Raw genomic sequence first — 21,427 nt, forward strand, 5'->3', positions numbered from 1 at the left:
GATGAGGTTCTTGGCTCGAACGTGGTGCGCGCTCGCGCAGCGGGCGGCAGCAGTGCCGGAGGACGACAGGGACCGCGGAGACGTGCCCGGCTGGGTGCTCGTCACGCTGATGACCGCAGGCCTGGTCTCGGTGCTCTGGTTCGTGGCGGGCGACGCGCTGCAGCGGCTCTTCGTCGACGCGATCTCGGACGTCAGCCCGCGCTCGGGCACCTGACAGGACCGGCGCGGACGGGCGGCGCGGACCGCGGGTCCGCGATCGTCGACTTCACGCTCGTCGGTGGCCTCGTGGTCGTGCTGTTCGCGTCGGTGCTGCAGCTCGCGCTCGTCCAGCACGTCCGCAACACGTGCGTCGACGCGGCCGCCGAGGGCGCGCGCTACGCCGCGCAGGTGGGACGAGCACCGGCGGACGGTGCGCAGCGCACCGCGGACCTCCTGCGGGCGTCGCTCGCCGAGCGCTACGCCACGGACGTCACGGCACGCCGGGTCGACGCCGCGGGGCTCGCGCTCGTCGAGGTGACGGTGCGCGTCCCGCTGCCCGTGGTCGGGCTGCTCGGGCCCGGCGGCGTGATGGAGCTCGACGGGCACGCACCCGTGGAGCAGCCGTGACCGGGTCGGTGCGCCGCGCGGCGCGGTGGTGGGCGACCCTGCGGCAGCGGTGCGACGGGGACAGGGGCAGCGCGCTCGTCGAGTTCCTCGGCATCTCGCTGGTCCTGCTCGTCCCGACGGTCTACCTCGTGCTCGTGCTGGGACGGATCCAGGCGGCGACCTTCGCGGTGGAAGGGGCGGCGCGTGAGGCCGCACGCGTCTACGTCGCCGCCGACGACGCCGCCCAGGGCGCGTCGCGTGCGGTGACGGCGGTCGGGGTCGCGCTCGCGGACCAGGGCTTCGACGACGACCCCGCCGGTGCGCTCGACGTGCGCTGCTCGGCCGACCCGTGCCTGACCCCCGGCGCCGAGGTCGCCGCCACCGTGCAGGTGCGGGTCCCGCTGCCGTTCGTGCCGACCTTCGTGGGTGACGTCGTCCCGCTCGAGGTGCCGGTGCGCGCGGAGCGTGTGGCACCGGTCGACACCTACCGGGTCGCGCGGTGAGGCGCGTGCCGGCCGGGCACCGGCGCGCGGCGCGGGGCGATGCCCGGGCGGGTGACGAGGGGCGGGGGCGTGACGAGGGGCAGGTGATGATCCTGTCCCTCGGGTTCGGTGTGGTCGCGATCCTGCTGGTGCTGGTCATCACGGCCGCCACCGGGGTGCACCTCGACCGCAAGCGGCTGCTGGCGCTGGCCGACCTCGCGGCGCTGTCCGCCGCGGACCAGGTGAGCACCACGTACTTCGGTGAGCCCCAGAGCCGCGCCTCCGGCGGGATCCCGCTGACCGACGCCACGGTCCGTGCCGCGGTCGAGGAGTACGTGCGCGACCACCCCGAGCCGGCGGCACGCTGGGACGGCGTCCGGGTGCTCGAAGCCACCACGCCGGACGGGCGCTCCGCCGTCGTACGGCTGGGTGCGCTGACGCGTCCACCGCTCGTGACGTGGGTGCTGGCGCCGTGGAGCGACGGGATCGAGCTGGTCGTCGGCGCGAGCGCTCGCGCGTCCTGACCCCCGCCGGACCGGGGCGCCAGGGCGACCTCCCCCGGTTGTCCTTCCCGACGTGCGGCGGGACGATCGGGGCGTCACCGAGCGTCGAGGAGGACGCCATGGAGGGGCACGTGGTCGCGGGGTACGACGGGTCGCCGGAGGCGGTGACAGCGGTGCGGTGGGCGGCAGGGTCCGCGAAGCGGCTCGGGGTGCCCCTGAACGTCGTCCACGTGTGGGGCCTCGCCGGGCACCTGGACGCACCGCCGCTGAGCGCGGCGTCCGCGTACGTGCGGGCCGGTGCGCAGGAGGTCGCGGACGAGGGCGCCGAGGTCGCGCGCCTCGCGGAGCCCGGCCTCGAGGTGGTCGCCGTCCTCGACGACGGTCCACCGGCGCGTGCGCTCGTGCGGCGGGCCGAGGGTGCGGTGCTCATCGTGCTGGGCCGGCACGGCTCGGCCCGGCTGTCCGGCGTGCTCCTGGGCTCCGTCGCGCTCGGCACGGTGCAGCACGCGCCGTGCCCGGTCGTCGTCGTCCCCAGGACGCAGGTGGACCCGGCGGCGACGGACCTGGTCGTCGTCGGTGTGGACGGCTCGGCCCACTCCCTGGGGGCCGTCGACGCCGCCGGTCGCTACGCGACGGGCGCCGGTGCGCGCCTGCGGGTCGTGGCCTGCTGGCAGGAGCCGACGCGTGGCCGATCCCTCGCAGGCTGGTTGCGCGAGAACCCCGGAGTGCCGCTCGCGGACCTCGCGCGGACGCGTGCCGAGGGGGCCGTCGACGCGGCCGCGGCCCGGCTCCGCGAGCGGTGCCCCGAGGTGCAGGTGGAGCGGGTCGTGGAGGAGGGGCCGGCGCCGCACGTCCTGGCACGGCACGCCGAGAAGGCCGACCTGCTGGTGGTCGGCACGCGCGGGCGCGGCGGGTTCGCGGGGCTCGTGCTGGGCTCCGTGAGCCAGTGGCTGGTGGCGCGGGCGTCGTGCCCCGTCCTGGTCTCGCGCGCCGCACCGGACTGACGGGGGCGGGGCCGCAGGGAGCGGGTAACCTGGTCGGTCGTGGCCACCACCGACTTCCCTGCCGAGCTCCGCCAGCTGCGCACCACGCTGGAGTCGATCGAGACGGTGAGCGACCCGACCGCCCTCGAGGCGAAGATCGCTCTGCTCTCCGACCAGGCCTCGGTGCCGAACCTGTGGGACGACCCCGACGAGGGGCAGAAGGTGACGAGCGCGCTGTCCGCCGCGCAGTCCGAGCTGGAGCGGGTCAACCGGCTCCGCTCGCGCATCGACGACCTCGAGACGCTGGCGCAGATGGCCGCCGAGGAGAACGACGAGGACACGCTGGCCGAGGCCGAGGCCGAGCTCGTCGGCATCCGCAAGGACCTGGGTGAGCTCGAGGTCCGCACCCTGCTCGCGGGTCCGTACGACCAGCGCGACGCCGTCGTGACGATCCGCGCGGGCGCGGGTGGCGTCGACGCGGCCGACTTCGCCGAGATGCTGTTGCGCATGTACCTGCGCTGGGCCGAGCGCCACGGGTACGCCACGACGGTGCTCGACACCTCCTACGCCGAGGAGGCCGGCCTCAAGAGCGCGACCTTCGAGGTGAAGACCCCCTACGCGTTCGGCCACCTGTCGGTCGAGGCCGGTACGCACCGCCTCGTGCGCATCTCGCCGTTCGACAACCAGGGGCGCCGCCAGACCTCCTTCGCGGCCGTCGAGGTCATCCCGCTCATCGAGCAGACGGACTCGGTCGACATCCCCGAGTCCGAGATCAAGGTCGATGTCTTCCGGTCCTCCGGCCCCGGCGGGCAGTCCGTCAACACCACGGACTCCGCCGTCCGCATGACCCACATCCCCACGGGCATCGTCGTGTCCATGCAGAACGAGAAGTCGCAGATCCAGAACCGCGCCGCCGCGCTGCGGGTCCTGCAGTCGCGGCTGCTCCTGCAGCGCCAGGAGGAGGAGCGGGCCGCGAAGAAGGAGATGGCCGGCGACGTCAAGGCGAGCTGGGGCGACCAGATGCGCTCCTACGTCCTGCAGCCGTACCAGATGGTCAAGGACCTGCGCACCGAGCACGAGGTCGGCAACCCGTCGGCCGTCTTCGACGGTGAGATCGACGACTTCATCGAGGCGGGCGTCCGCTGGCGGCGCGCGCAGCAGGGCCTCGACGACTGACGCCGGGCCGCACCGCGCGGCAGCGTCCGGCGGGTGCGCAGGGACGGACCGGGACGACCCGGACACCGGTTCACGAGACCGCCGATTCACAGGGGTGCGGGCGGCGTGTCCTGCCCTCGTCGGGGTGACGACCTTCCTACCCTCGATGAGGCCCGCGGCCTGCGGGCGGCCACGGGTACGCCCGGGGGCAGGACGAGGCGAGGTCGGCTGTGATCCGGTTCGAGAACGTGACGAAGGTCTACGCGCGTGGTGCACGGCCCGCGCTGGACCGGGTGTCGCTCGACGTCGAACGCGGTGAGTTCGTGTTCCTCGTCGGGGCCTCCGGGTCCGGCAAGTCGACCTTCCTGCGGCTCGTGATGCGCGAGGAGCGGGCGTCGGCGGGCAAGGTGTTCGTCGCCGGCAAGGAGCTCGGCACGCTGTCGAGCTGGAAGGTCCCGCACCTGCGCCGGCAGATCGGCGCCGTGTTCCAGGACTTCCGCCTGCTGCCCACCAAGTCCGTCTTCGAGAACGTCGCGTTCGCCCTGCAGGTCATCGGCAAGCCGCGGCACCACATCCTGACGACCGTGCCGGACGTGCTCGACATGGTCGGCCTGGCCGGCAAGGAGAAGCGGCGGCCGCACGAGCTGTCGGGAGGCGAGCAGCAGCGCGTCGCCATCGCCCGCGCCTTCGTCAACCGGCCCTCGATCCTGCTGGCCGACGAGCCCACCGGCAACCTCGACCCGACGACGTCCCTGGGGATCATGCGCCTGCTCGACCGCATCAACCGCACCGGCACCACCGTGGTCATGGCCACCCACGACGACGAGATCGTCGACCAGATGCGCAAGCGCGTCATCGAGCTGAGCACGGGCGAGATGGTGCGCGACCAGTCGCGCGGCGTCTACGGCTCGGACCGCTGAGGGGGCCGGCAGATGCGCGCCCAGTTCATCCTCTCCGAGATCGGCATCGGCCTGCGCCGGAACCTGTCGATGACGATCTCGGTCGTCCTCGTGACGTTCGTGTGCCTGACGTTCCTCGGCGCCGCGGCACTGCTGCAGGCGCAGATCGACAAGATGAAGGACGACTGGTACGACAAGGTCGAGGTCTCGGTCTTCCTGTGCCCGGCGAACTCCGCCGCCCCGACCTGCGCGGCCGGTGAGGTCACCCAGGAGCAGCGCGACGACATCCTCGCGGCCCTCGAGGCGCCGCAGGTCGACGCCTTCGTCCAGGAGATCTACCCGGAGTCCAAGGAGCAGGCCTTCGAGGCGTTCCAGCGGCAGTTCGGCGACCAGTTCTGGGCGTCGGCCGCCACTGCGGACGACATGAACGCGTCCCTGCGCATCAAGCTGAGCGACCCGGAGCAGTACCAGGTGGTCGCCGACGTGGTCTCGGGACGTCCGGGGGTGGAGTCCGTCGAGGACCAGCGAAGGCTGTTCGACAACCTGTTCCTGGTGCTCGACCGCGCGACGTGGGCAGCGGGTGGGCTGGCGGCGATCATGCTGCTCGCGGCCGTGCTGCTCATCACCACGACCATCCGGCTCTCCGCGCTGAGCCGCAAGCGCGAGACGGGCATCATGCGGCTCGTCGGCGCCTCGACGCTGTTCATCCAGCTCCCGTTCATGCTCGAGGGCGTCATCGCCGCGACGCTGGGCGCCGCACTGGCGATCGGCGGGCTGTGGCTGGGTGTCGAGTACCTCGTCACCGACTGGCTGGGCCAGTCCGTCACCTGGATCCCGTACGTGAGCACGTCCGACGTCCTGGCGGTCGCACCGCTGCTGGTCCTCGTGGCACTCGTCCTCGCGGCGATCTCATCCCTGGTCACCCTGAGCCGATACACGAAGGTATGACCATGCGTCGAACCGACCGCACGTCGCCCACCGTCGCCCCGCGGCACCCGCGGCACCCGCTGCGGGCGCTCGTCGCGCTGCTGTCCGCCCTCGCGGTCGCGCTGCCCGCGCTGCTCGTGGGTGCGGGCCCCGCGGTGGCCGACGACCTGTCGAACCGCCGCGCGGCGAGCGAGAAGCGCGCCGCGGCGGCCGACCAGCGCGCCGCCGACCTCGCGGAGGCGATCGAGGAGCTCAGCGGGGAGCTGGCCGCCGCGCTGTCCAGGCTCGCCGAGGTCGAGGCCCAGCTGCCGGTCGCGCAGGCGCGGCTCGACGAGGCCGTCGCGGCGGCGCAGGCCGCGCAGCGCGAGGCCGAGATCCTGGCGGCGAGGCTCCAGGCCGCGCGGGACGAGGAGGCCGCGATCACCGAGCAGATCGCCGTCGACGACGCCCGCGAGCAGGAGATCCGCACGGCCATCGGGCAGATGGCGCGCGAGGCGTACAAGGGTGGGCGGGACGTCTCCGGCATGAGCGTCATGCTCGACGCCGAGAGCTCGCAGGACTTCGTCGAGAAGTACGGCCTGGTGTCGACCGCGCTGCGCACGCAGACGCAGGTGCTCGACGAGCTGACGGCGCTGGCCGCGAAGAACAAGAACGCCCAGGCCCGGCAGACCGCCGTGCGCGCCAAGGTCGACGAGCTGAAGGTCGCCGCCGACGCCAAGCTCGAGGAGGCCCGGCAGGCGCAGGCCGAGGCCGAGTCCGCCAAGGCGGAGGTGGAGCGGCTCGTCGCGGAGCAGCAGCAGCGCAAGGCCGACATCGAGTCGCGCAAGTCGGAGGCGCAGGCGCAGGTCGCCGCGAACGACGCCGAGCGCGCGCAGGTCGCCAACGAGCTGTCCGCGATCATCGAGCAGCAGCGCGTCCAGCGGGAGAAGGAGGAGGCGGCGCGTCGTGCCGCCGCGCAGGCCGGTGGCGGTGGCGGCGGTGGTGGCGGCGGTGGCGGCGGCGGGGGCAGCGCCCAGCCCGGCGGCGTACGGCCGGGCGCGATGTTCGCCAACCCGACGGCGCACAACCCGATCGTCGTGACGTCCGAGTACGGCAACCGGCTGCACCCGGTGCTCGGCTACTACCGCTTGCACGCCGGGATCGACCTGCGCGACCGCTGCGGCGAGCCGGTGTACGCGGGCCGCGACGGCACGGTGCAGTGGGCCCGCCACCGCAGCGGCTACGGCGGGCAGGTGATGGTCGACCACGGGTGGGTCAACGGCTCCTCGCTGATGTCGAGCTACAACCACATGTCGTCGTTCGCCGTGGGCGGTGGCGCGCAGGTCCGCGCCGGTCAGCTGCTCGGCTACGCCGGCAACACCGGGACGTCGGCCGCGTGCCACCTGCACTTCGAGGTGTACGTCAACGGCGGCACGGTGAACCCGCGTTCCTACCTCGGGCTCTGAGCCCCCGCGTCCGCGGTCGGCGAATGACCGGGGGACCGCGCGCACGTCGCCGGTAGGCTCGTCATCGGTGCGACGTCCGTCGCGCCCCGCCCGTCCCGGGCGATCCTCGTTCGGTTGCCAGCGTGCGCCGGACCAGCACCAGGAACGGAGGGCCGTGTCGTGGCGAAGGCGAAGGCCGACGGCCGCACGATGGTCGCCGCCAACCGCAAGGCCCGGCACGACTACCTCATCCAGGACGTGCTCGAGGCCGGGCTCGTCCTGACGGGGACCGAGGTGAAGGCGCTGCGCGCCGGACGCGCGTCCCTCGTCGACGGCTGGGGCGAGATCGAGAACGGGGAGGCGTGGCTGCACGGCGTCCACATCCCGGAGTACTCGCAGGGCACCTGGACCAACCACGCGCCGCGCCGCAAGCGCAAGATGCTCCTGCACCGTGAGGAGATCGAGCGGCTCGAGGCCCGCACGCGCGAGAAGGGCCACACGATCGTGCCGCTCGCGCTGTACTTCCTCGACGGGCGCGCGAAGGTCGAGATCGCGCTGGCCGTCGGCAAGAAGGAGTGGGACAAGCGCCAGGCGCTGCGCGAGCGGCAGGACAACCTCGAGTCGCAGCGGGCGATCCGCGAGCGACGCGACCGGTGACCGTCGTGCGGTCGTCGCTCCCCGGTGCACCGGGCGAGCCCGCTGTCGCCCGTGCAGTGCGTCGCCTCGCGGTCCTGGGCCTCGTGCTGCTGCTCGCGCTCGGGGCGATCCTCCTGGCGCCACCGGTCGCGCTGGCCTCGTCCGGCCGCGCCGACCTGAGCACGGGACGCGAGATCACGCGCTACGACGTGACGGCCGACGCGGCCGCCGACGGCACCGTGGACGTGGTGATCGACTTCGACTTCGACTTCGGCGACGATCCCGGCCACGGCCCGTACCTGACGTTCCCGACCCGCGTGTCCTACGACGACGAGACCGACCGGTTCTTCGAGTTCAGCGACGTGCGCGTCACCAGCCCCACGGGTGCGCCGGCACAGCTGCACCGCGAGGACGAGACCTCGGCGGTGATCCTGCGGATCGGCGACGAGGACGTCGACGACGTGTCCGGCGTGCAGACGTACCGCGTCGAGATGACGGTCGACGGGTGGATCAACCCGGCCAACGCCCAGCACTCGGGCGACGAGCTGTACTGGAACGTCATCGGTCCCGGTTGGGAGGTCCCGCTCTCGGACCTGTCCGTCACCGTCACCGGGCCGGCCGCGGTGGAGGGCGTCGCGTGCTTCACCGGGCCGCAGGGGTCGACGACGCCCTGCGACGACGCGACGACCGCGGGGGACTCCGCGACCTTCACACAGTCCGTCGTGCCGGTGGGGGACCAGCTCACGACGGTCACGGGCTGGCCCGGGGGGACGTTCCCCGGCGTGCAGCCGATCCTGCGTGACAAGCCCGACCCGGTGCTGCCGCTGCGTCCCACGACCGTGGGCGGCGGGGTCGCCGCCGCGGTCCTCCTGCTCGGCGGCGGGCTCGCGGTCCGCCGTGTACGGCGGACGGGCCGGGACCAGGCGTACCTGGGCCTGACGCCGGGGCTGCGACCGGCGGACGGCCAGGGGACGGCCAGCGGTCCGCGGGACCGCCGCGCACCCGTCGCCGTGCAGTTCCAGCCGCCCGAGGGTGCGCGCCCGGGGGAGATCGGCACGCTCGTCGACGAGAAGGCCGACGCGGTCGACGTGACGGCCACGATCATCGACCTGGCGGTCCGCGGCTGGCTCCGCATCGAGGAGGTGCCGCGCGAGGACCCGCGCAAGAAGCCCAAGGACTGGACGCTCGTGCGGCTGCGCGCGGGTACCGAGGGCCTGCTGCCGTTCGAGGCGGGGTTGCTCGGCGACCTCTTCGAGAAGGGTGACGAGGTGAGGCTGTCCGACCTGCGGCAGACCTTTGCCTCGTCGCTCGCCAAGGTCCAGGGCATGCTGTACGACCACGTGACGGATGTCGGGTGGTTCCGTGCGAACCCCAAGAGCGTGCGTACCGCCTGGATCGTCGTCGGTGTGCTGCTCCTGCTCGCGGGCGGCATCGGCGCCGCGGTGGCCATGGCGGTGCAGGTCGTGCCCGGGCTGGCCCTGGTCGGGATCGCGCTGCTGCTCGTCGGCGTCCTCGTGCTCGTGCTCAGCGGGGCGGCGCCCGCGCGCACGCCCGCTGGCACCGCCGTCCTCGCGCAGGCGCTGGGGTTCCGTCGCTACCTCGCCACCGCGGAGGCCGACCAGATCCGGTTCGAGGAGGGGCAGGACGTCTTCAGCCGGTACCTCCCGTACGCCATCGTCTTCGGTCTGGCGGACCGGTGGTCCCGGGTGTTCGCCGAGCTCGCGGCGCAGGGGGTGCCGGTGGCGGCTCCGACCTGGTACGTCGGGGCGTACTCGCCCGGCACCGTCGGATTCTGGGGCGCCGGGTTCGTCGGCGCCCTCGACCGGTTCGAGTCGATCACGACGGCGGCCATCTCCGCCCCGACGCCCGGCACCTCGGGCGGGTCGGGGCTCGGTGGGGGCGGGTTCTCCGGTGGTGGCGTCGGCGGTGGCGGCGGGGGCGGCTGGTAGGACCGGAACCACCGTCGGGCGAGGCTCGCTCAGGTGTCGTCGGCGCGCGAGCCGAGCGCCGCCTGACCGGTGCGACGCAGCGTGGTGCGTGCGACGACCTGTTGCCACGTCGACGCCCGCTCGGAGCGACCGCGCCCGACGAACGACACCGCCCAGTGCAGCAGCGTCGTCAGCCGGTTCTTGAAGCCCACCAGGTACACCAGGTGGACGCCCAGCCACAGCGCCCAGGCCACGAGCCCCGAGGTCCGCACGGACCCGATCTGCGCGACGGCGAAGAACCGCGAGACCGTGGCCATGCTGCCCTTGTCGCGGTAGACGAACTCCTGCCCGGTGGGCTCACCCTGCACGCGACGGCGGATCTGGTCCGCGGCGTGCTGCCCGCTCTGGATCGCGACCTGCGCGACGCCCGGCAGCTTGCCGTGACGCATGAGGTCACCGACGACGAACACCTCGGGGTGCCCCGGCAGCGTGCAGTCCTGCTCCACGGGCACCTGGCCGGACCGGGTCGGCTCGACCCCCGCGCGCTCCGCGAGGACACGGCCCACCGGCGCACCGGCCACGCCCGCGGCCCACACCTTGCACACCGACGGCACCACGCGCCGGTTCCCGTCCTGGTCCTCGACCGTGACCGAGCGCTCGTCCACGTCGACGACCTTCCAGCCGGTCCAGACCTCGACCCCGACGTGCTCGAGCTCGCGCGTCGCCGCGGCGGACAGCTGCTCCGGGTACCCGGGCAGCACGTGCGGCACCGGGTCGACGAGCAGGATCCGCGCCCGCGACGGGTCGACGTGCCGGAACTGGCCCGGCAGCACGCGGTGCGCGAGCTCGGCGACCTGCCCGGCCATCTCGACGCCCGTCGGGCCGGCGCCGACCACGACGAACGTCAGGAGCCGCTCGACGACCTCCTCGTCGCCCGTCAGCTCGGCCAGCTCGAACGCGCCGAAGATCCGCGCCCGCCCCTCCATCGCGTCGTCGAGGCTCTTGAGGCCGGGCGCGTACTCGGAGAAGTGGTCGTTCCCGAAGTACGACTGTCCGGCCCCCGCGGCGACCACGAGCGAGTCGTACCGCGTGCGGGTCACGCCGAGGGGCGACCGGTGCACGACCTCGTGCGCCTCGAGGTCGACGTCCTCGACGAGACCGAGGACCACGCGCGCGTTGCGCTGTCGGCGCAGCACGTCGCGCGTCGCGGGCGCGACCTCCCCGGAGGAGAGGATGCCCGTGACCACCTGGTAGAGCAGCGGCTGGAACAGGTGGTGGTTGACCCCGCTGATCACCGTGACCCGCACGCCGGGCACGCGCGCGAGCGCCCGGGTCGTGAACAGCCCACCGAACCCCGAGCCCACGACGACGACGTCGTGCGGGCGCCGCGTCGGTGCCATCAGTGCCTCCCGTACCACCGGTCGGCCACCGGCAGCGTCGTGGCGTCCTCGTCGCGTCCGACGCTACGGGCGTCGGGCGCCGAGCGCGCGTCGGCGGTCATCGCACGGTTCGGCGCGCGCCCGGGCCGCGCAGGCGGTAGACCTCCACCCGGGGATCGACGGTGAGGACGGTGGCGTGGCGACGACGACGGACAGCACGACGGGGACGAGGCTCGACGAGGCGGTGCACCGCGTGCTCGGCGAGGGCACGGCGCTGCGCCAGGCGCAGCGCGACGCGCTGGCAGGGCTGGACGCCCATGACACGGTGCTCGTCGCCCGCACGGGCGCCGGCAAGACGGCGGTGTACGCGATCGCGACGCTGGTCGCCGCGCGTCTGACCGTCGTCGTGTCGCCGCTGATCGCGTTGCAGCGTGACCAGGAGCGTGCGTTGGCCGAGGCGGGGCTTCGGGTCGCGTCCGTGAGCTCCGTCCGGACCGCGCGCGAGCAGCGCGAGGCGCTCGAGGCGGCGTCGTCGGGCGGGCTCGACGTGCTCCTGCTCGGTCCTGAGCAGCTTCAGCGGAGCGTCGTCCTGGAGGCGTTGACAGGTGCCGACGTCGGTCTGGTCGTCGTCGACGAGGCGCACTGCGTGGCCGAGTGGGGTCACGACTTCCGTCCCGACTACCTGCTCGTCGGGTCCGCCGTCCGGCGGCTGGGCTCGCCCCGCTTGCTCGCGCTGACGGCGACGGCGTCGACGCACGTGCGCGACGAGATCGTCGCGCGCCTGGGGATGTGCGACCCGCGCGTCCTCGTGCACGACGCGGACCGGCCCAACATCTGGCTCGGCGCCCGCCCCGCCGCCACGCAGGACGAGCGGGACGCCGTGGTGCGCGAGCTCGTCGCCGACGAGCCGGGGCCCGTGATCGTCTACGCGCGGACCCGGACGCACTGCGAGGAGCTGGCCGCCCGGCTCGCGGAGGTGCGGCCCGCGTCCGTCTACCACGCGGGCCTGCCGGCGGCCGAGCGGGCGGCGACGCAGGACCGCTTCCTGTCCGGCCGCGACGACCTGGTGGTCGCCACCTCGGCGTTCGGCATGGGCATCGACCGGCCCGACGTGCGCCTGGTCGTGCACGCGGGCCCGCCCACCACGCTCGACCAGTACTACCAGGAGGTGGGCCGCGCGGGCCGCGACGAGGAGCCCGCACGCGCGGTCGTCGTCGTGAGGTCCGAGGACCACGCCCTGGCGCGCTACCAGCGGTCCGGCGGCGGCCCGCGGCCCGCGACGCTCCTGCGGCTGCTGCACGCGCTCGCGACGACGCCGGGTGACCAGGCGGCGCTCGCCACGGCCACCGGGCTGGGGCGCCGGACGGTCGCCCGGGCGCTGGGCACGCTGCAGCACGTGGGCGCGGTCCGCGACGACGGGGGCACGCTGCGGCTGGCCGACGGTGCCGACGGCCGGCAGGTGCTCGCGGACGTGCACGAGGCGCGCGAGCGCAGGACACGGCTGGAGGCCTCGCGCGTCGACCTCGTGCGCACCTACACCGACACCACGGACTGCCGTCGCCGCCTGCTGCTCGAGCTGCTCGGCGAGGAGCGGCGCGAGCCGTGCGGCCGGTGCGACAGCTGCGACGCGGGCACGTCGCTCGCCGTCGCGGCGCAGCGCGTGCGACCCGGCCAGCCGGTGCGCCACCAGGAGTTCGGCGCCGGGACGGTGAGCGTCGTCGAGGCGGAGCGGGTGACCGTGCTGTTCGAGGACCGCGGCTATGTGACGCTCGACACGCAGATCGCCATGGACTCCCAGCTTCTGACGCTTCAAGCGCGGTGACGAGGCACGCGCCGACGCGCCAGCGGTTGCCGGGACGCGGCGCTGCGAGCACGGTGGAACGCACGAAGCGACAGGAGGCCCCCTGCATGAGCGAACCGACCAGTCCCGACCCGGACCCGGCGACCACCCCCGGTCTGGAGCCGGGCGGCGGCGTGTCGCCCGGTGACACGCCCCCCGGCGAGTCGTCGACGTCGGAGGCGATGCACCAGCAGCCGGACACCGGCTCACGCGGGGCCAACTGGATGGCCTACGTGATCATCGGCGTCGTGGTCGTGTTCGCGGCGCTGTTCTTCGTCGGGTACGCGATCGGTCTGGCGGACTGACCGGCCCGTCGTGACGGTCTGAGGCAGGTCAGCCGCCCAGCACGTCGGCCAGGTCGTACCCCACGGGCTCCTCGAGCTGCTGGTACGTGCAGGACCGCGGGTCGCGGTCCGTGCGCCACCGGCGGAACTGCGCGGTGTGCCGGAAGCGGTCGCCCTCCATGTGGTCGTAGGCCACCTCGACGACGAGCTCGGGGCGCAGCGGGACGAACGACAGGTCCTTGGTGGCGTTCCACCGGCTGACCGCGCCCGGCATGCGGCGGTCGGCGTGGGCCTCCTGGTCCGCCCAGGCGCCCCACGGGTGGTCGGCCAGGTCGACGTCGCGGTAGGGCGCGAGCTCGTCGAGCAGCGTGCGCCGCCGCACCATCGTGAACGACGCGCTCACCCCGACGTGCTGCAGGTGACCCTCGTCGTTCCACAGCCCCAGCAGCAGCGAGCCGACCACGTCGCCGGACTTGTGCCACCGGAAGCCCGCCACGACGCAGTCGGCCGTGCGCTCGTGCTTGATCTTGAACATCGCGCGCTTGTCCGGCTGGTACGGGGCGGTCAGCGGCTTGGCGACGACCCCGTCGAGGCCGGCGCCCTCGAACTGCGTGAACCAGCGCTGTGCCTCGGTCATGTCGGACGTCGCGCGCGTGACGTGCACCGGTGGCCGGGCGTCGGCGAGGGCCTCGACGAGCAGCGCCCGGCGCTCCGAGAACGGGCGGTGCGTGAGGTCCTCGTCGCCGAGCGCGAGCAGGTCGAACGCGACGAACGACGCGGGTGTCTGCTCCGCCAGGAGCTTCACGCGGCTGGCCGCCGGGTGGATGCGCTGCTGCAGCGCGTCGAAGTCCAGCCGGTCGTCCGAGACGACGACGATCTCGCCGTCGAGCACGCACCGCTCCGGCAGGTTCGCCTTCAGCGACTCGACGAGCTCGGGGAAGTAGCGCGTCATCGGCTTCTCGTTGCGGCTGCCGAGCTCGACGTCGTCGCCGTCGCGGAACACGATCGTGCGGAACCCGTCCCACTTGGGCTCCACGTGGCCGGTGTCGGGGATCTCCTTGACCGACTTCGCGAGCATCGGCGCGACGGGGGGCATCACGGGCAGGTCCATGGGGCCATCGTGGAGCAGACCACCGACAGGCGCACCGGTTCGGGCGCCCGACGGGCGTCGTGCGATCGCGCGGTAACTCTTTCGAGGTAATTCTCACTTTCGTGGTCATAGACCCGCTACTGTCCCGGATCGAGAGGTTTGCCCCGCGAGTGCAGCGTGGTGCGGATCGCCCTTCCCGGGTCCGCCGAACGGTGTGCTGCGTCGTCGCGCACCGCGCTGTGACCGAGATCTGAGCCCCACTGCTCACTCGTGCCCGCCGCGATGCCGACGCGTGCGCGGCAGACCGTGTCAGGGGTGACGAGAGCGACCGCCGTGGCAGGGCTGCGGGCGGTCCGAGGGGGTTCATGTGGCGCGCGCTCGCATGCGGTCGGTCATCGCCGCCGTGGTGGCGGTAGTCCTCGGTCTCACGCTGGGCGGGCCCGCTGCGGCGGCCACGACCGACGGAGTCGACCCCCTCGCCGACCGCTCATGGGTCGTGTCCCTGGTGTCCTCGGGGACGCCGTCGGTACGGCGCGCCGCAGAGGCTGCGCTGCTCGGATCCGACGCCGACCTGCAGGAGTTCGTGGAGTCGGGCTTCGACGAGGCGCTCGCCGCGGACTACCGGGCGGCGGCACAGGTGCTGGGCAGCACGGACGGACCGGCGTTGCGATCGGCGGCGACCAAGGCGCTGGCGGGTCCACCGGAGGCGTTGCGGACCTTCGTCGACGGGGGGTTCCGCACCGCTTGGGCAGCCGACGAGGAGCTGCGCGTGGTGCGGGCCATGGACAGCGCCGGCGCCAAGACGCGAGAGGTTGCCGAGAAGGCGTTGGAGGGGGACGTCGAGGAGTGGTCCCACTTCCTGTCCTCCGGCCTGGCACAGGCCCGGTTCGTCGACGAGGAGATGGCCGCCACGCGGATGCTCGACGGAGGGGCGAACAACAGTGCTCCTGCGTCCTCGTCGCCGAGTGCCCTGGGCCTCGCCGCGCAGGCCGCCCTGGACGGGTCCCCGGAGGAGCTGCACGAGTTCCTGACGCACGGCCAGCACGTCGCGCGGGCGCGCGACGCGGAGATGGCCACGGTCGCGGGACTGACGGAGCAGGCGAAGGTTGCCGGCGAGGCGACCGCGACGCATGCGGCGGACGCGACGTCGGCCTCGGCGCGCGCGGTCGCGGCAGCCCAGCGCGCCAAGGAAGCGGCGCAGGAGGCACTGGCCCAGACCGAGGCGGCCGGTGGTGCGGCGCAGGGCGCCTCCGCGGCGGCGGGACGCGCGGCGGATGCCGCGGCGGCGGCAGAAGGTGCGGCAGCGGAGGCGTCGGCCGCGTCGAGTGCCGCGTTGCGTGCCGCGCAGACGGCCGCCGACGGGGCGCGTCGGGCCACCGCCGCGGCCTCCTTGACGGCTCGCGCTGCCGCGGCAGCGCAGTCCGCCGCCGCGGCGGCACGTGCCGATGCAGGGAAGGCTGCCGAGGCGCGCGCCGCGGCACAGGCGGCGCGGGACGCCGCTGCGCAGGCGGCGGTGCTCGACGAGGTGCGTCGGCAGCGTGACGCCGCCTTGGCGCAGGCGCGAACGGCGGCGGGTGCGGCGGCCGGCGCCAGCGTGAACGCCGATGCCGCGGCGACGGCGGCGGACACCGCGTCGCGTCAGGCCGGGGTCTCGGCCGCGCAGGCGAAGCGGACGCGGGCCGCGGCTGCGTCCGCCAAGAACCAGGCGGCGGTCGCCGCCTCCGCGGCGGCCCGCAGCCTGAAGTTCGCCGAGGACGCCGCGGCTGCCAGCGACGAGGCGTTCTCGTTCGCGTCCCAGGCTGCCCGGTACGCGACGGCCGCGGCGGCTGCCGCTGACGAAGCCGCGGCACAGGCGGGCATCGCTGGTGCAGCCGCTGCCGAGTCCGCGGCGCACGCGGCCGAGGCGACCAAGGCCTCGGAGCTGGCAGTGGCGGCAGCCGAGCAGGCGGCGAAGGTCGAGCAGCTCGCGCGGCGAGCGGACTCGGCACGGCTGGAGGAGGCGACCGACCAGGGTATCGCCGCCGCACAGGAGGCCTTGGCCGCGGAGAAGGCGTCGACCGGTGCGGGCGGGGAGGCCGCCGGATGGGACCGGGAGCTGCGCTGGGACACGGAGGAGGAGGACCGGGTCCCGCCTGCGACGCGCGAGCTGCTGGACGCGGCCGGTGCCGACGGGGCCTCGGACCGGGTCGTGGTGGACAAGGGGCGCCGCGCGGCGCTGGCCCTGATGAGCACGGGCGGCGAGTGGACGAAGGCCGCCGCCGTGGAGGCGCTGGCCGGTGACGAGACGGTCCTGAGGTCCTGGCTGGAGACCGGACGGGCGCTTGCCGCCGGCCAGGACAACCGGGCACGGCTCTGGCACCTGGTCGACACCCTGCCAGACGGGCAGGAACGGACGGCCGCGCGTACGGCGCTCGACGGGGACGACGCCGCGGTGGCCACGTTCCTGCGGACCCGCGCCTACCCCCGCAAGGCGTTGGACGACCAGGTGGCGTTGGCGCGGATCCTGGAGTCGAACCCCGGACCGGCGCTGTACGAGGCGACGCAGCGCGCACTGGACGGCACGGCGCACGACGCTCACGAGTTCCTGCGCACCGGGCAGTACGTAGCCCGCACGGCCGACCAAGAGGTCGAGATCGCCCGGGTGATGCAGGCCGGCGGGGCGGAGGTCAAGGCCGCCGGGCAGGTGGCGCTGGAGGGGCCGGCGTCCTACAAGTCCTACTTCCTCGCCGTCGGGCAATACCAGGCCGCTCAGCGAGACGTGGAGCAGGCGGCGCACGTCCAGGCGGTGAAGGGCCTGATCGCTCAGGCGCAGCAGTACGCCCAGACCGCGCTGGCCGACGCCGCCCGTGCCCGGCGCGTGGCGGCGGAGGCCCAGGGTGCGGCCGCGGAGGCCGCGGCCGCCGCGAACCAGGCCGCCGCTGCGGCGTCCAGAGCCGCCGGCTACGCCGACGAGGCTGCCCGGTCCGCGGCTGCGGCCAAGAGCTCCGCCGATCAGGCCGCCGCGTCGGCGCAGGCCGCCCTGGTGGCGGCCGACACGGCGCACGCTGCGGCGCGCGACGCCGCGGGATCGGCCACGACGGCCGCTGCCGCCGCGCAGCGGGCAAGCGGCGATGCCGCCGAGGCGCAGTGGGCCAAGCAGGACGCGCGCGCATCGGCCAAGGCGGCGGGCATGGACGCGGTGGCCGCCGAGGCAGCAGCACAGCAGGCAGTCGTGACCTACTCGAGCCGGCTGGAGGAGTGGCAGCAAGCGAGCCGCAGCTCGGCACCCGGTACGGGCAGTGACGGCGCGAGCGCCGCCGTCGACACCCACAGGTACTGGAACTGTCTGACATCAGTCGACACGGCGCTCGGCTCGCCGGACGTCTGCATCAACGGCTTCAAGGCGTTCGGTGAGGTGATGCTGAATCCCGCCAAGTGCGCCACGCCGCTGAGTCGGGATTCGTTGGGCTGCTCGATGCTCAGCGAGTTCAAGCGCTTTGTCGGAGGCAACGCCGATCTCATGTGGGACGTTGCCCAGCTGGCACTGGGGCTGTGCGGTCTCATCCCCGCGGTCGGCGAGGTTTGCGACGCACTGGATGGCGCCGTTTCCGCAGCGAGGGGCGATTGGGCCGGAGCCGGGCTTTCCCTCCTTGCGATGGCGCCTGGTGTCGGCGTGCTGGCCGGCTCGGCCAAGGTTGCACGTCTCACGGATCGATTGCGTGAATATGTCGACACCATCCTCGATGGGCTGACCGCCGGACGTCGTGCGAACGTGGATGAGATTCCGACGGGCCGTGCCTGCCGCACTGCCAGGAGTTTCGGTGCTGAGACCAAGGTGCGACTGGCCGACGGTAGTCACCGGCGGATCAGCGAGATTCGCGTGGGCGACGAGGTGCTCGCGAGCGATCCTGTTTCTGGTGTGCGCGGTGGGCGAAGGGTCACCCACGTGTGGGTGCATCAGGACGATCTTTATGACCTTGAAGTCGACGGTGAAGTCGTGGTCACCACCGAGGATCACCCGTTCTGGTCGGTCACGGACCAGAAGTGGGAGGACACGTCTGATCTTCACGAGGGCGAGTTGCTTCTCGGCGCCGACGGTCGGGAAAGTGTCGTCACGCGTTCGGTCGACTTCGGCTCTCGTCGCGTCGGCACAGCCTTCAATCTGGCTGTCGAGGGTCTTCACACCTACCACGTCGGTCTGTTCGCCGTGCTGGTGCACAACTCGGACGGCATCGATCTGTCGGACGCCACCGAGTGGCCGGCCGGCGACTTCCCGGCGGGAGGCGCCAGGAGTGCGGCCGGCCCGCCCGGGGGAATTCTCTTCCGCGCGAGGAACGGCAGCATAACGAACTACGCCGTCTACGACGAAAACGGGACGATCCTCTATCGGGTCGACCTCACGGGCGGCACGCACAGGGGTGTCCCTACGCCGCACGTTCAGGAGTACAGGCACGACGAGCGCCCTGACGGAAAGGTGTTCCCGAAGCCGACCGGAATCGCGAAGCCCGCCGGTCCCGACGATCTTCCGCAAGGGTGGTGCGAACTGTGACCGCGCATTCCGAGATAGTTCTGACGGACTTCAAGGAGCTCGATGAATTCCTTGACGACAGAGAACATGACGACCCGAGGACGTTCGTTTCCTACAAAGGGTCGCCAGGGTTGCTTGCTGCGGTGATGAAGTTGTTGGACCCGCCGCTCGTCGAGCACCGTGGGGCAGTCTTTCTCGGGTTCGCCTTCGATGCTGCGGTGGTGGACGAGTGGTTCCTTCGTCTTGCCGGCGACGTAGCGGGAGTCGAGCGCATCGTCAACCATCTGCACGTCTGGGAAATTCTTCCGACGAACGCCTTCGACGAGGATGAGGCAAAGCGCCTTGTTGGGCCGATCGCGCAGTTCTGGCGATCTGCGCTTCAGGCACGATTCCCAGACCGCAGATTCGTCGTCGAGACCGAGTGCGACGCCGATTACGGCCCCGAGGTGACGTTCTACACTTCAGCACCCCGCTTGAAGTGATCCAATGACTCTTGTTCTGTCGAATGAATGATGGAGGGTGTTCCGTTATGAAGCGAGCGCTTGGTTGGACAGGTATTTCCCTCCTGGTCGCCGGAGCGGCGGTGGCGGTGCTGAGCGGAGGCCCGGCCGTCGCCGACGCTGAGGTGCAGTCCTCGCTGGTGGAGGACTTCGCGTTCCCAGGAGCGGACGAGATCCTCGCCGAGCACGGTCTGCGGCTGTACACCGGTGACGGGCACGTGGAGTTCGTACCCGCGGAAGACGAGACGTGCTCCGCCGGCCTGATCCGTGTGACGGCGTCGCTGCCCGACGAGCCGTACCGGGCGGTGTACTGCTTCAAGACGTCCGGTGCGCGCGGGTTCCTGACGATGGAGGTGCCCAACACGTTCCTGGTGCGTGCCGCCGCTGTCGCCGTGCAGGCCACGGCCGTGGTGCCCGAGGAGGGCGCGGGGGGTGACCCGGTCCGCGAGGTGTACGAGGTGCCCGCGAACCGTGCCGTGTCCATCGAGGCCGGATCCGGTGCTGACGCGCCGCCGGCGGTGCTCGTCGAGCTGCGGTTCGGCGACTGGTGAGCGCTGCCCTGCAGGCGCTGATCCGTCACGTGGACGGTGGGGCGTGAACCGTCAGAGCACCGCGAAGCACGAAGACAAGGAGACGCCCTCATGAGGCGCCTGATGCAGGTGGTCGCCCCCGCCCTGGCGGTGACGTGGACGCTGGCCGTGGTCCCGTCCGCCGGCGCCGTCCAGGGCACTGTCCCGACCAGCGCAGCGGCGGCCGCGACCGTCGCGATCCACATCGCCGGGGACCCCGATGCTGCGCCCGGCCACGTCCGCGAGCGGGCGTGCTCGGGAGCGTTGATCAGCCAGCGGTGGGTGATCACCGCGGCGTCGTGCTTCGGGACCGGCTCCGGAGCACCACGGGAGACGAGCTTCCCCGCGTGGGCCACCAGGGCCACCATCGGCCGTGTCGACCTCACGGGCACCGCCGGGCGCGTCGTGACGATCGACCTGCTCGTGCCGCACCCGGAGCGCGACGTGGTGCTCGCGCGGCTGGCCACGCCTGTGAAGGACGTCGCCCCCGTCGCGGTCGCGAGCGCGCCTCCCTCCGTCGGCGAGGAGCTGACCGTGACGGGCTACGGCCGGACGAGCGCCGCGCTCGTCCCGAGCTCCGCGCACGCGACGGCGTACCGCGTCACTGCTGCGGGTACGACGACGATCGACATCGCAGGTGCCGAGGCCGGTGCGACGATCTGCAAGGGCGACGCCGGTGGGCCTGCTCTGCGGTCGACGTCCGGGGGCGGGCTCGAGCTGGTCGCGCTCCACCACACCGCGTTCCAGGGCGGGTGCCTCGGTGCCTCGACGACGCGGCAGGAGGCGACCGAGACCCGTGTCGACGACCTCCGCGCCTGGATCAGCAGCCACACGCGGCCGCAGGACGTGTGCGGGCAGGCCGCGGCGGTGTCGTCGAGCGGCATCGGCAACGGTCAGCTCGTCCGCACGCCCGACGGCACGATCTACGTCGTCGCCGGCGGGGCGAAGTACCCGCTGTCGTACGCGCAGTGGTCGGCGATGGGCCTGCGGGCGTACGCCGACATCTCGGTGGCGGCTGCGGCCGAGCTCGCGGACGTGCCACGTGACGGGACGTTCCTGCGGGACATGGCGACCGGGTCGATCCACGGGATCACCGGCGGGATGCCCTACGCGCTGGCCTCGCTGGGCCAGTGGCAGGCGCTCGGTTCCCCGGCGTACGTCGACGTGCCCGTCGGGTTCATCAACCGGGTCGCCGACCTGCCACCCGCCGGTCCCGTGATCCTGCGGGACCCGGCCTCGGGCGCGATCCACCAGGTCGTCGGGTGCTCCCGCTACCAGCTGTCCCTGGCCGAGTGGCAGGCGCTCGGTTCGCCCGCGTACATCGAGGCGTCGGCCTCCTTGATCGACCGCGTGCCGACCGGGGTCCCGACGCGGCCGGTGATCCTGCGTGACCGTGCCGACGGCAGCATCGTCCAGGTCGTGGGAGGCGCGAAGCACGGGCTGACGATGACGGAGTGGCAGGCCCTCGGTCTGCCGCCGTACACCGAGGTCCCGACCGGCCTGCTGGGCCGGATCAGCAAGACGGTGCCGGACGGGCCGGTGCTGCTGCGCGACCCCGTGACTGGGTCCATCCACGAGGTCGCGGGTGGCGTGAAGCGGGGACTCGACCTCGCGCAGTGGCAGGCGCTCGAGAACCAGGCGTACGTGGACGTCCCGGCCAGGTGGCTGGCGCGGATCCCGAACGCGTGAACGCGTGGTGACGAGTGCGCGCGCTCGACCGAGGGCTGCGCAGTGAC

Annotated in this window: 19 protein-coding genes; 17 read left to right on the forward strand and 2 right to left on the reverse strand. The window is 73.1% G+C overall.

Annotated elements, in window-relative coordinates:
• The first annotated feature begins 1 nt into the window (after position 1).
• The 11 genes from KKR89_RS06075 to KKR89_RS06125 all read left to right on the forward strand — a co-directional run bounded on the left by KKR89_RS06075 (position 2) and on the right by KKR89_RS06125 (position 9,543).
• Positions 2-214 (forward strand): hypothetical protein, encoded by a 213-nt coding sequence (locus tag KKR89_RS06075; protein WP_208197442.1) that lies wholly within the window; start codon positions 2-4, stop codon positions 212-214.
• A gap of 41 nt (positions 215-255) precedes the next feature.
• Positions 256-606, forward strand: a complete 351-nt coding sequence (locus KKR89_RS06080) for a TadE/TadG family type IV pilus assembly protein (RefSeq protein ID WP_307802240.1) — start codon at positions 256-258, stop codon at positions 604-606.
• A complete protein-coding gene (locus tag KKR89_RS06085) occupies positions 603-1,088 on the forward strand; it encodes a TadE/TadG family type IV pilus assembly protein (RefSeq protein ID WP_372438588.1) in 486 nt (161 codons plus the stop codon). Before KKR89_RS06080 ends, KKR89_RS06085 begins: the two co-directional genes overlap by 4 nt.
• Positions 1,089-1,174: 86 nt before the next feature.
• Positions 1,175-1,591, forward strand: coding sequence for a pilus assembly protein TadG-related protein (locus KKR89_RS06090; RefSeq protein WP_208197781.1), 417 nt, complete (start codon positions 1,175-1,177; stop codon positions 1,589-1,591).
• A gap of 98 nt (positions 1,592-1,689) precedes the next feature.
• Entirely contained in the window at positions 1,690-2,574 is an 885-nt protein-coding gene (locus KKR89_RS06095) for a universal stress protein (protein ID WP_208197443.1), read from the forward strand.
• A gap of 39 nt (positions 2,575-2,613) precedes the next feature.
• A complete protein-coding gene (gene prfB, locus KKR89_RS06100; protein WP_208197444.1) occupies positions 2,614-3,729 on the forward strand; it encodes a peptide chain release factor 2 in 1,116 nt (371 codons plus the stop codon).
• Positions 3,730-3,938: 209 nt separating this feature from the next.
• Positions 3,939-4,628, forward strand: coding sequence for a cell division ATP-binding protein FtsE (gene ftsE / locus KKR89_RS06105; RefSeq protein ID WP_191781057.1), 690 nt, complete (start codon positions 3,939-3,941; stop codon positions 4,626-4,628).
• A gap of 12 nt (positions 4,629-4,640) precedes the next feature.
• A complete protein-coding gene (ftsX, locus tag KKR89_RS06110) occupies positions 4,641-5,555 on the forward strand; it encodes a permease-like cell division protein FtsX (protein WP_208197445.1) in 915 nt (304 codons plus the stop codon).
• Positions 5,556-5,557: 2 nt separating this feature from the next.
• Complete coding sequence (locus KKR89_RS06115) at positions 5,558-6,979, forward strand: M23 family metallopeptidase (protein WP_243883232.1); 1,422 nt, start codon at positions 5,558-5,560, stop codon at positions 6,977-6,979.
• A 189-nt stretch (positions 6,980-7,168) separates the two neighbouring features.
• Positions 7,169-7,615 (forward strand): SsrA-binding protein SmpB, encoded by a 447-nt coding sequence (gene smpB, locus KKR89_RS06120; RefSeq protein ID WP_243883286.1) that lies wholly within the window; start codon positions 7,169-7,171, stop codon positions 7,613-7,615.
• A complete protein-coding gene (locus tag KKR89_RS06125) occupies positions 7,612-9,543 on the forward strand; it encodes a DUF2207 domain-containing protein (RefSeq protein WP_208197447.1) in 1,932 nt (643 codons plus the stop codon). The genes smpB and KKR89_RS06125 overlap by 4 nt, the downstream gene beginning before the upstream one ends.
• Before the next feature lie 29 nt (positions 9,544-9,572).
• Here the strand turns inward: KKR89_RS06125 and KKR89_RS06130 are convergent, their stop codons facing one another.
• Positions 9,573-10,922, reverse strand: a complete 1,350-nt coding sequence (locus KKR89_RS06130) for an NAD(P)/FAD-dependent oxidoreductase (RefSeq protein ID WP_208197448.1) — start codon at positions 10,920-10,922, stop codon at positions 9,573-9,575.
• A 175-nt stretch (positions 10,923-11,097) separates the two neighbouring features.
• Between KKR89_RS06130 and KKR89_RS06135 the strand changes: the two genes are divergently transcribed.
• Both KKR89_RS06135 and KKR89_RS06140 read left to right on the forward strand, forming a co-directional pair.
• Positions 11,098-12,723, forward strand: a complete 1,626-nt coding sequence (locus KKR89_RS06135; protein WP_208197449.1) for a RecQ family ATP-dependent DNA helicase — start codon at positions 11,098-11,100, stop codon at positions 12,721-12,723.
• Between the two features lie 86 nt (positions 12,724-12,809).
• The gene (locus tag KKR89_RS06140) at positions 12,810-13,046 is read left to right on the forward strand and encodes a DUF6480 family protein (RefSeq protein WP_208197450.1); all 237 of its coding nucleotides are present in this window, start codon (positions 12,810-12,812) and stop codon (positions 13,044-13,046) included.
• Between the two features lie 28 nt (positions 13,047-13,074).
• Here the strand turns inward: KKR89_RS06140 and KKR89_RS06145 are convergent, their stop codons facing one another.
• Entirely contained in the window at positions 13,075-14,136 is a 1,062-nt protein-coding gene (locus KKR89_RS06145) for an ATP-dependent DNA ligase (RefSeq protein ID WP_208197451.1), read from the reverse strand.
• Positions 14,137-14,482: 346 nt separating this feature from the next.
• On the opposite strand from KKR89_RS06145, the gene KKR89_RS06150 reads away from it, so the two are divergent.
• From KKR89_RS06150 to KKR89_RS06165, 4 genes are all read left to right on the forward strand, one after another.
• Positions 14,483-18,643, forward strand: a complete 4,161-nt coding sequence (locus KKR89_RS06150) for a polymorphic toxin-type HINT domain-containing protein (protein ID WP_208197452.1) — start codon at positions 14,483-14,485, stop codon at positions 18,641-18,643.
• A complete protein-coding gene (locus KKR89_RS06155; RefSeq protein ID WP_208197453.1) occupies positions 18,640-19,104 on the forward strand; it encodes a hypothetical protein in 465 nt (154 codons plus the stop codon). Before KKR89_RS06150 ends, KKR89_RS06155 begins: the two co-directional genes overlap by 4 nt.
• Before the next feature lie 47 nt (positions 19,105-19,151).
• Entirely contained in the window at positions 19,152-19,673 is a 522-nt protein-coding gene (locus KKR89_RS06160; RefSeq protein WP_208197454.1) for a hypothetical protein, read from the forward strand.
• 90 nt (positions 19,674-19,763) lie between these two features.
• Positions 19,764-21,380 (forward strand): S1 family peptidase, encoded by a 1,617-nt coding sequence (locus KKR89_RS06165; protein WP_208197455.1) that lies wholly within the window; start codon positions 19,764-19,766, stop codon positions 21,378-21,380.
• Positions 21,381-21,427: the final 47 nt, after the last annotated feature.

Origin of the sequence: Cellulomonas dongxiuzhuiae (assembly GCF_018623035.1) — a bacterium.
In the GTDB taxonomy this organism is placed as follows: domain Bacteria; phylum Actinomycetota; class Actinomycetes; order Actinomycetales; family Cellulomonadaceae; genus Cellulomonas; species Cellulomonas dongxiuzhuiae.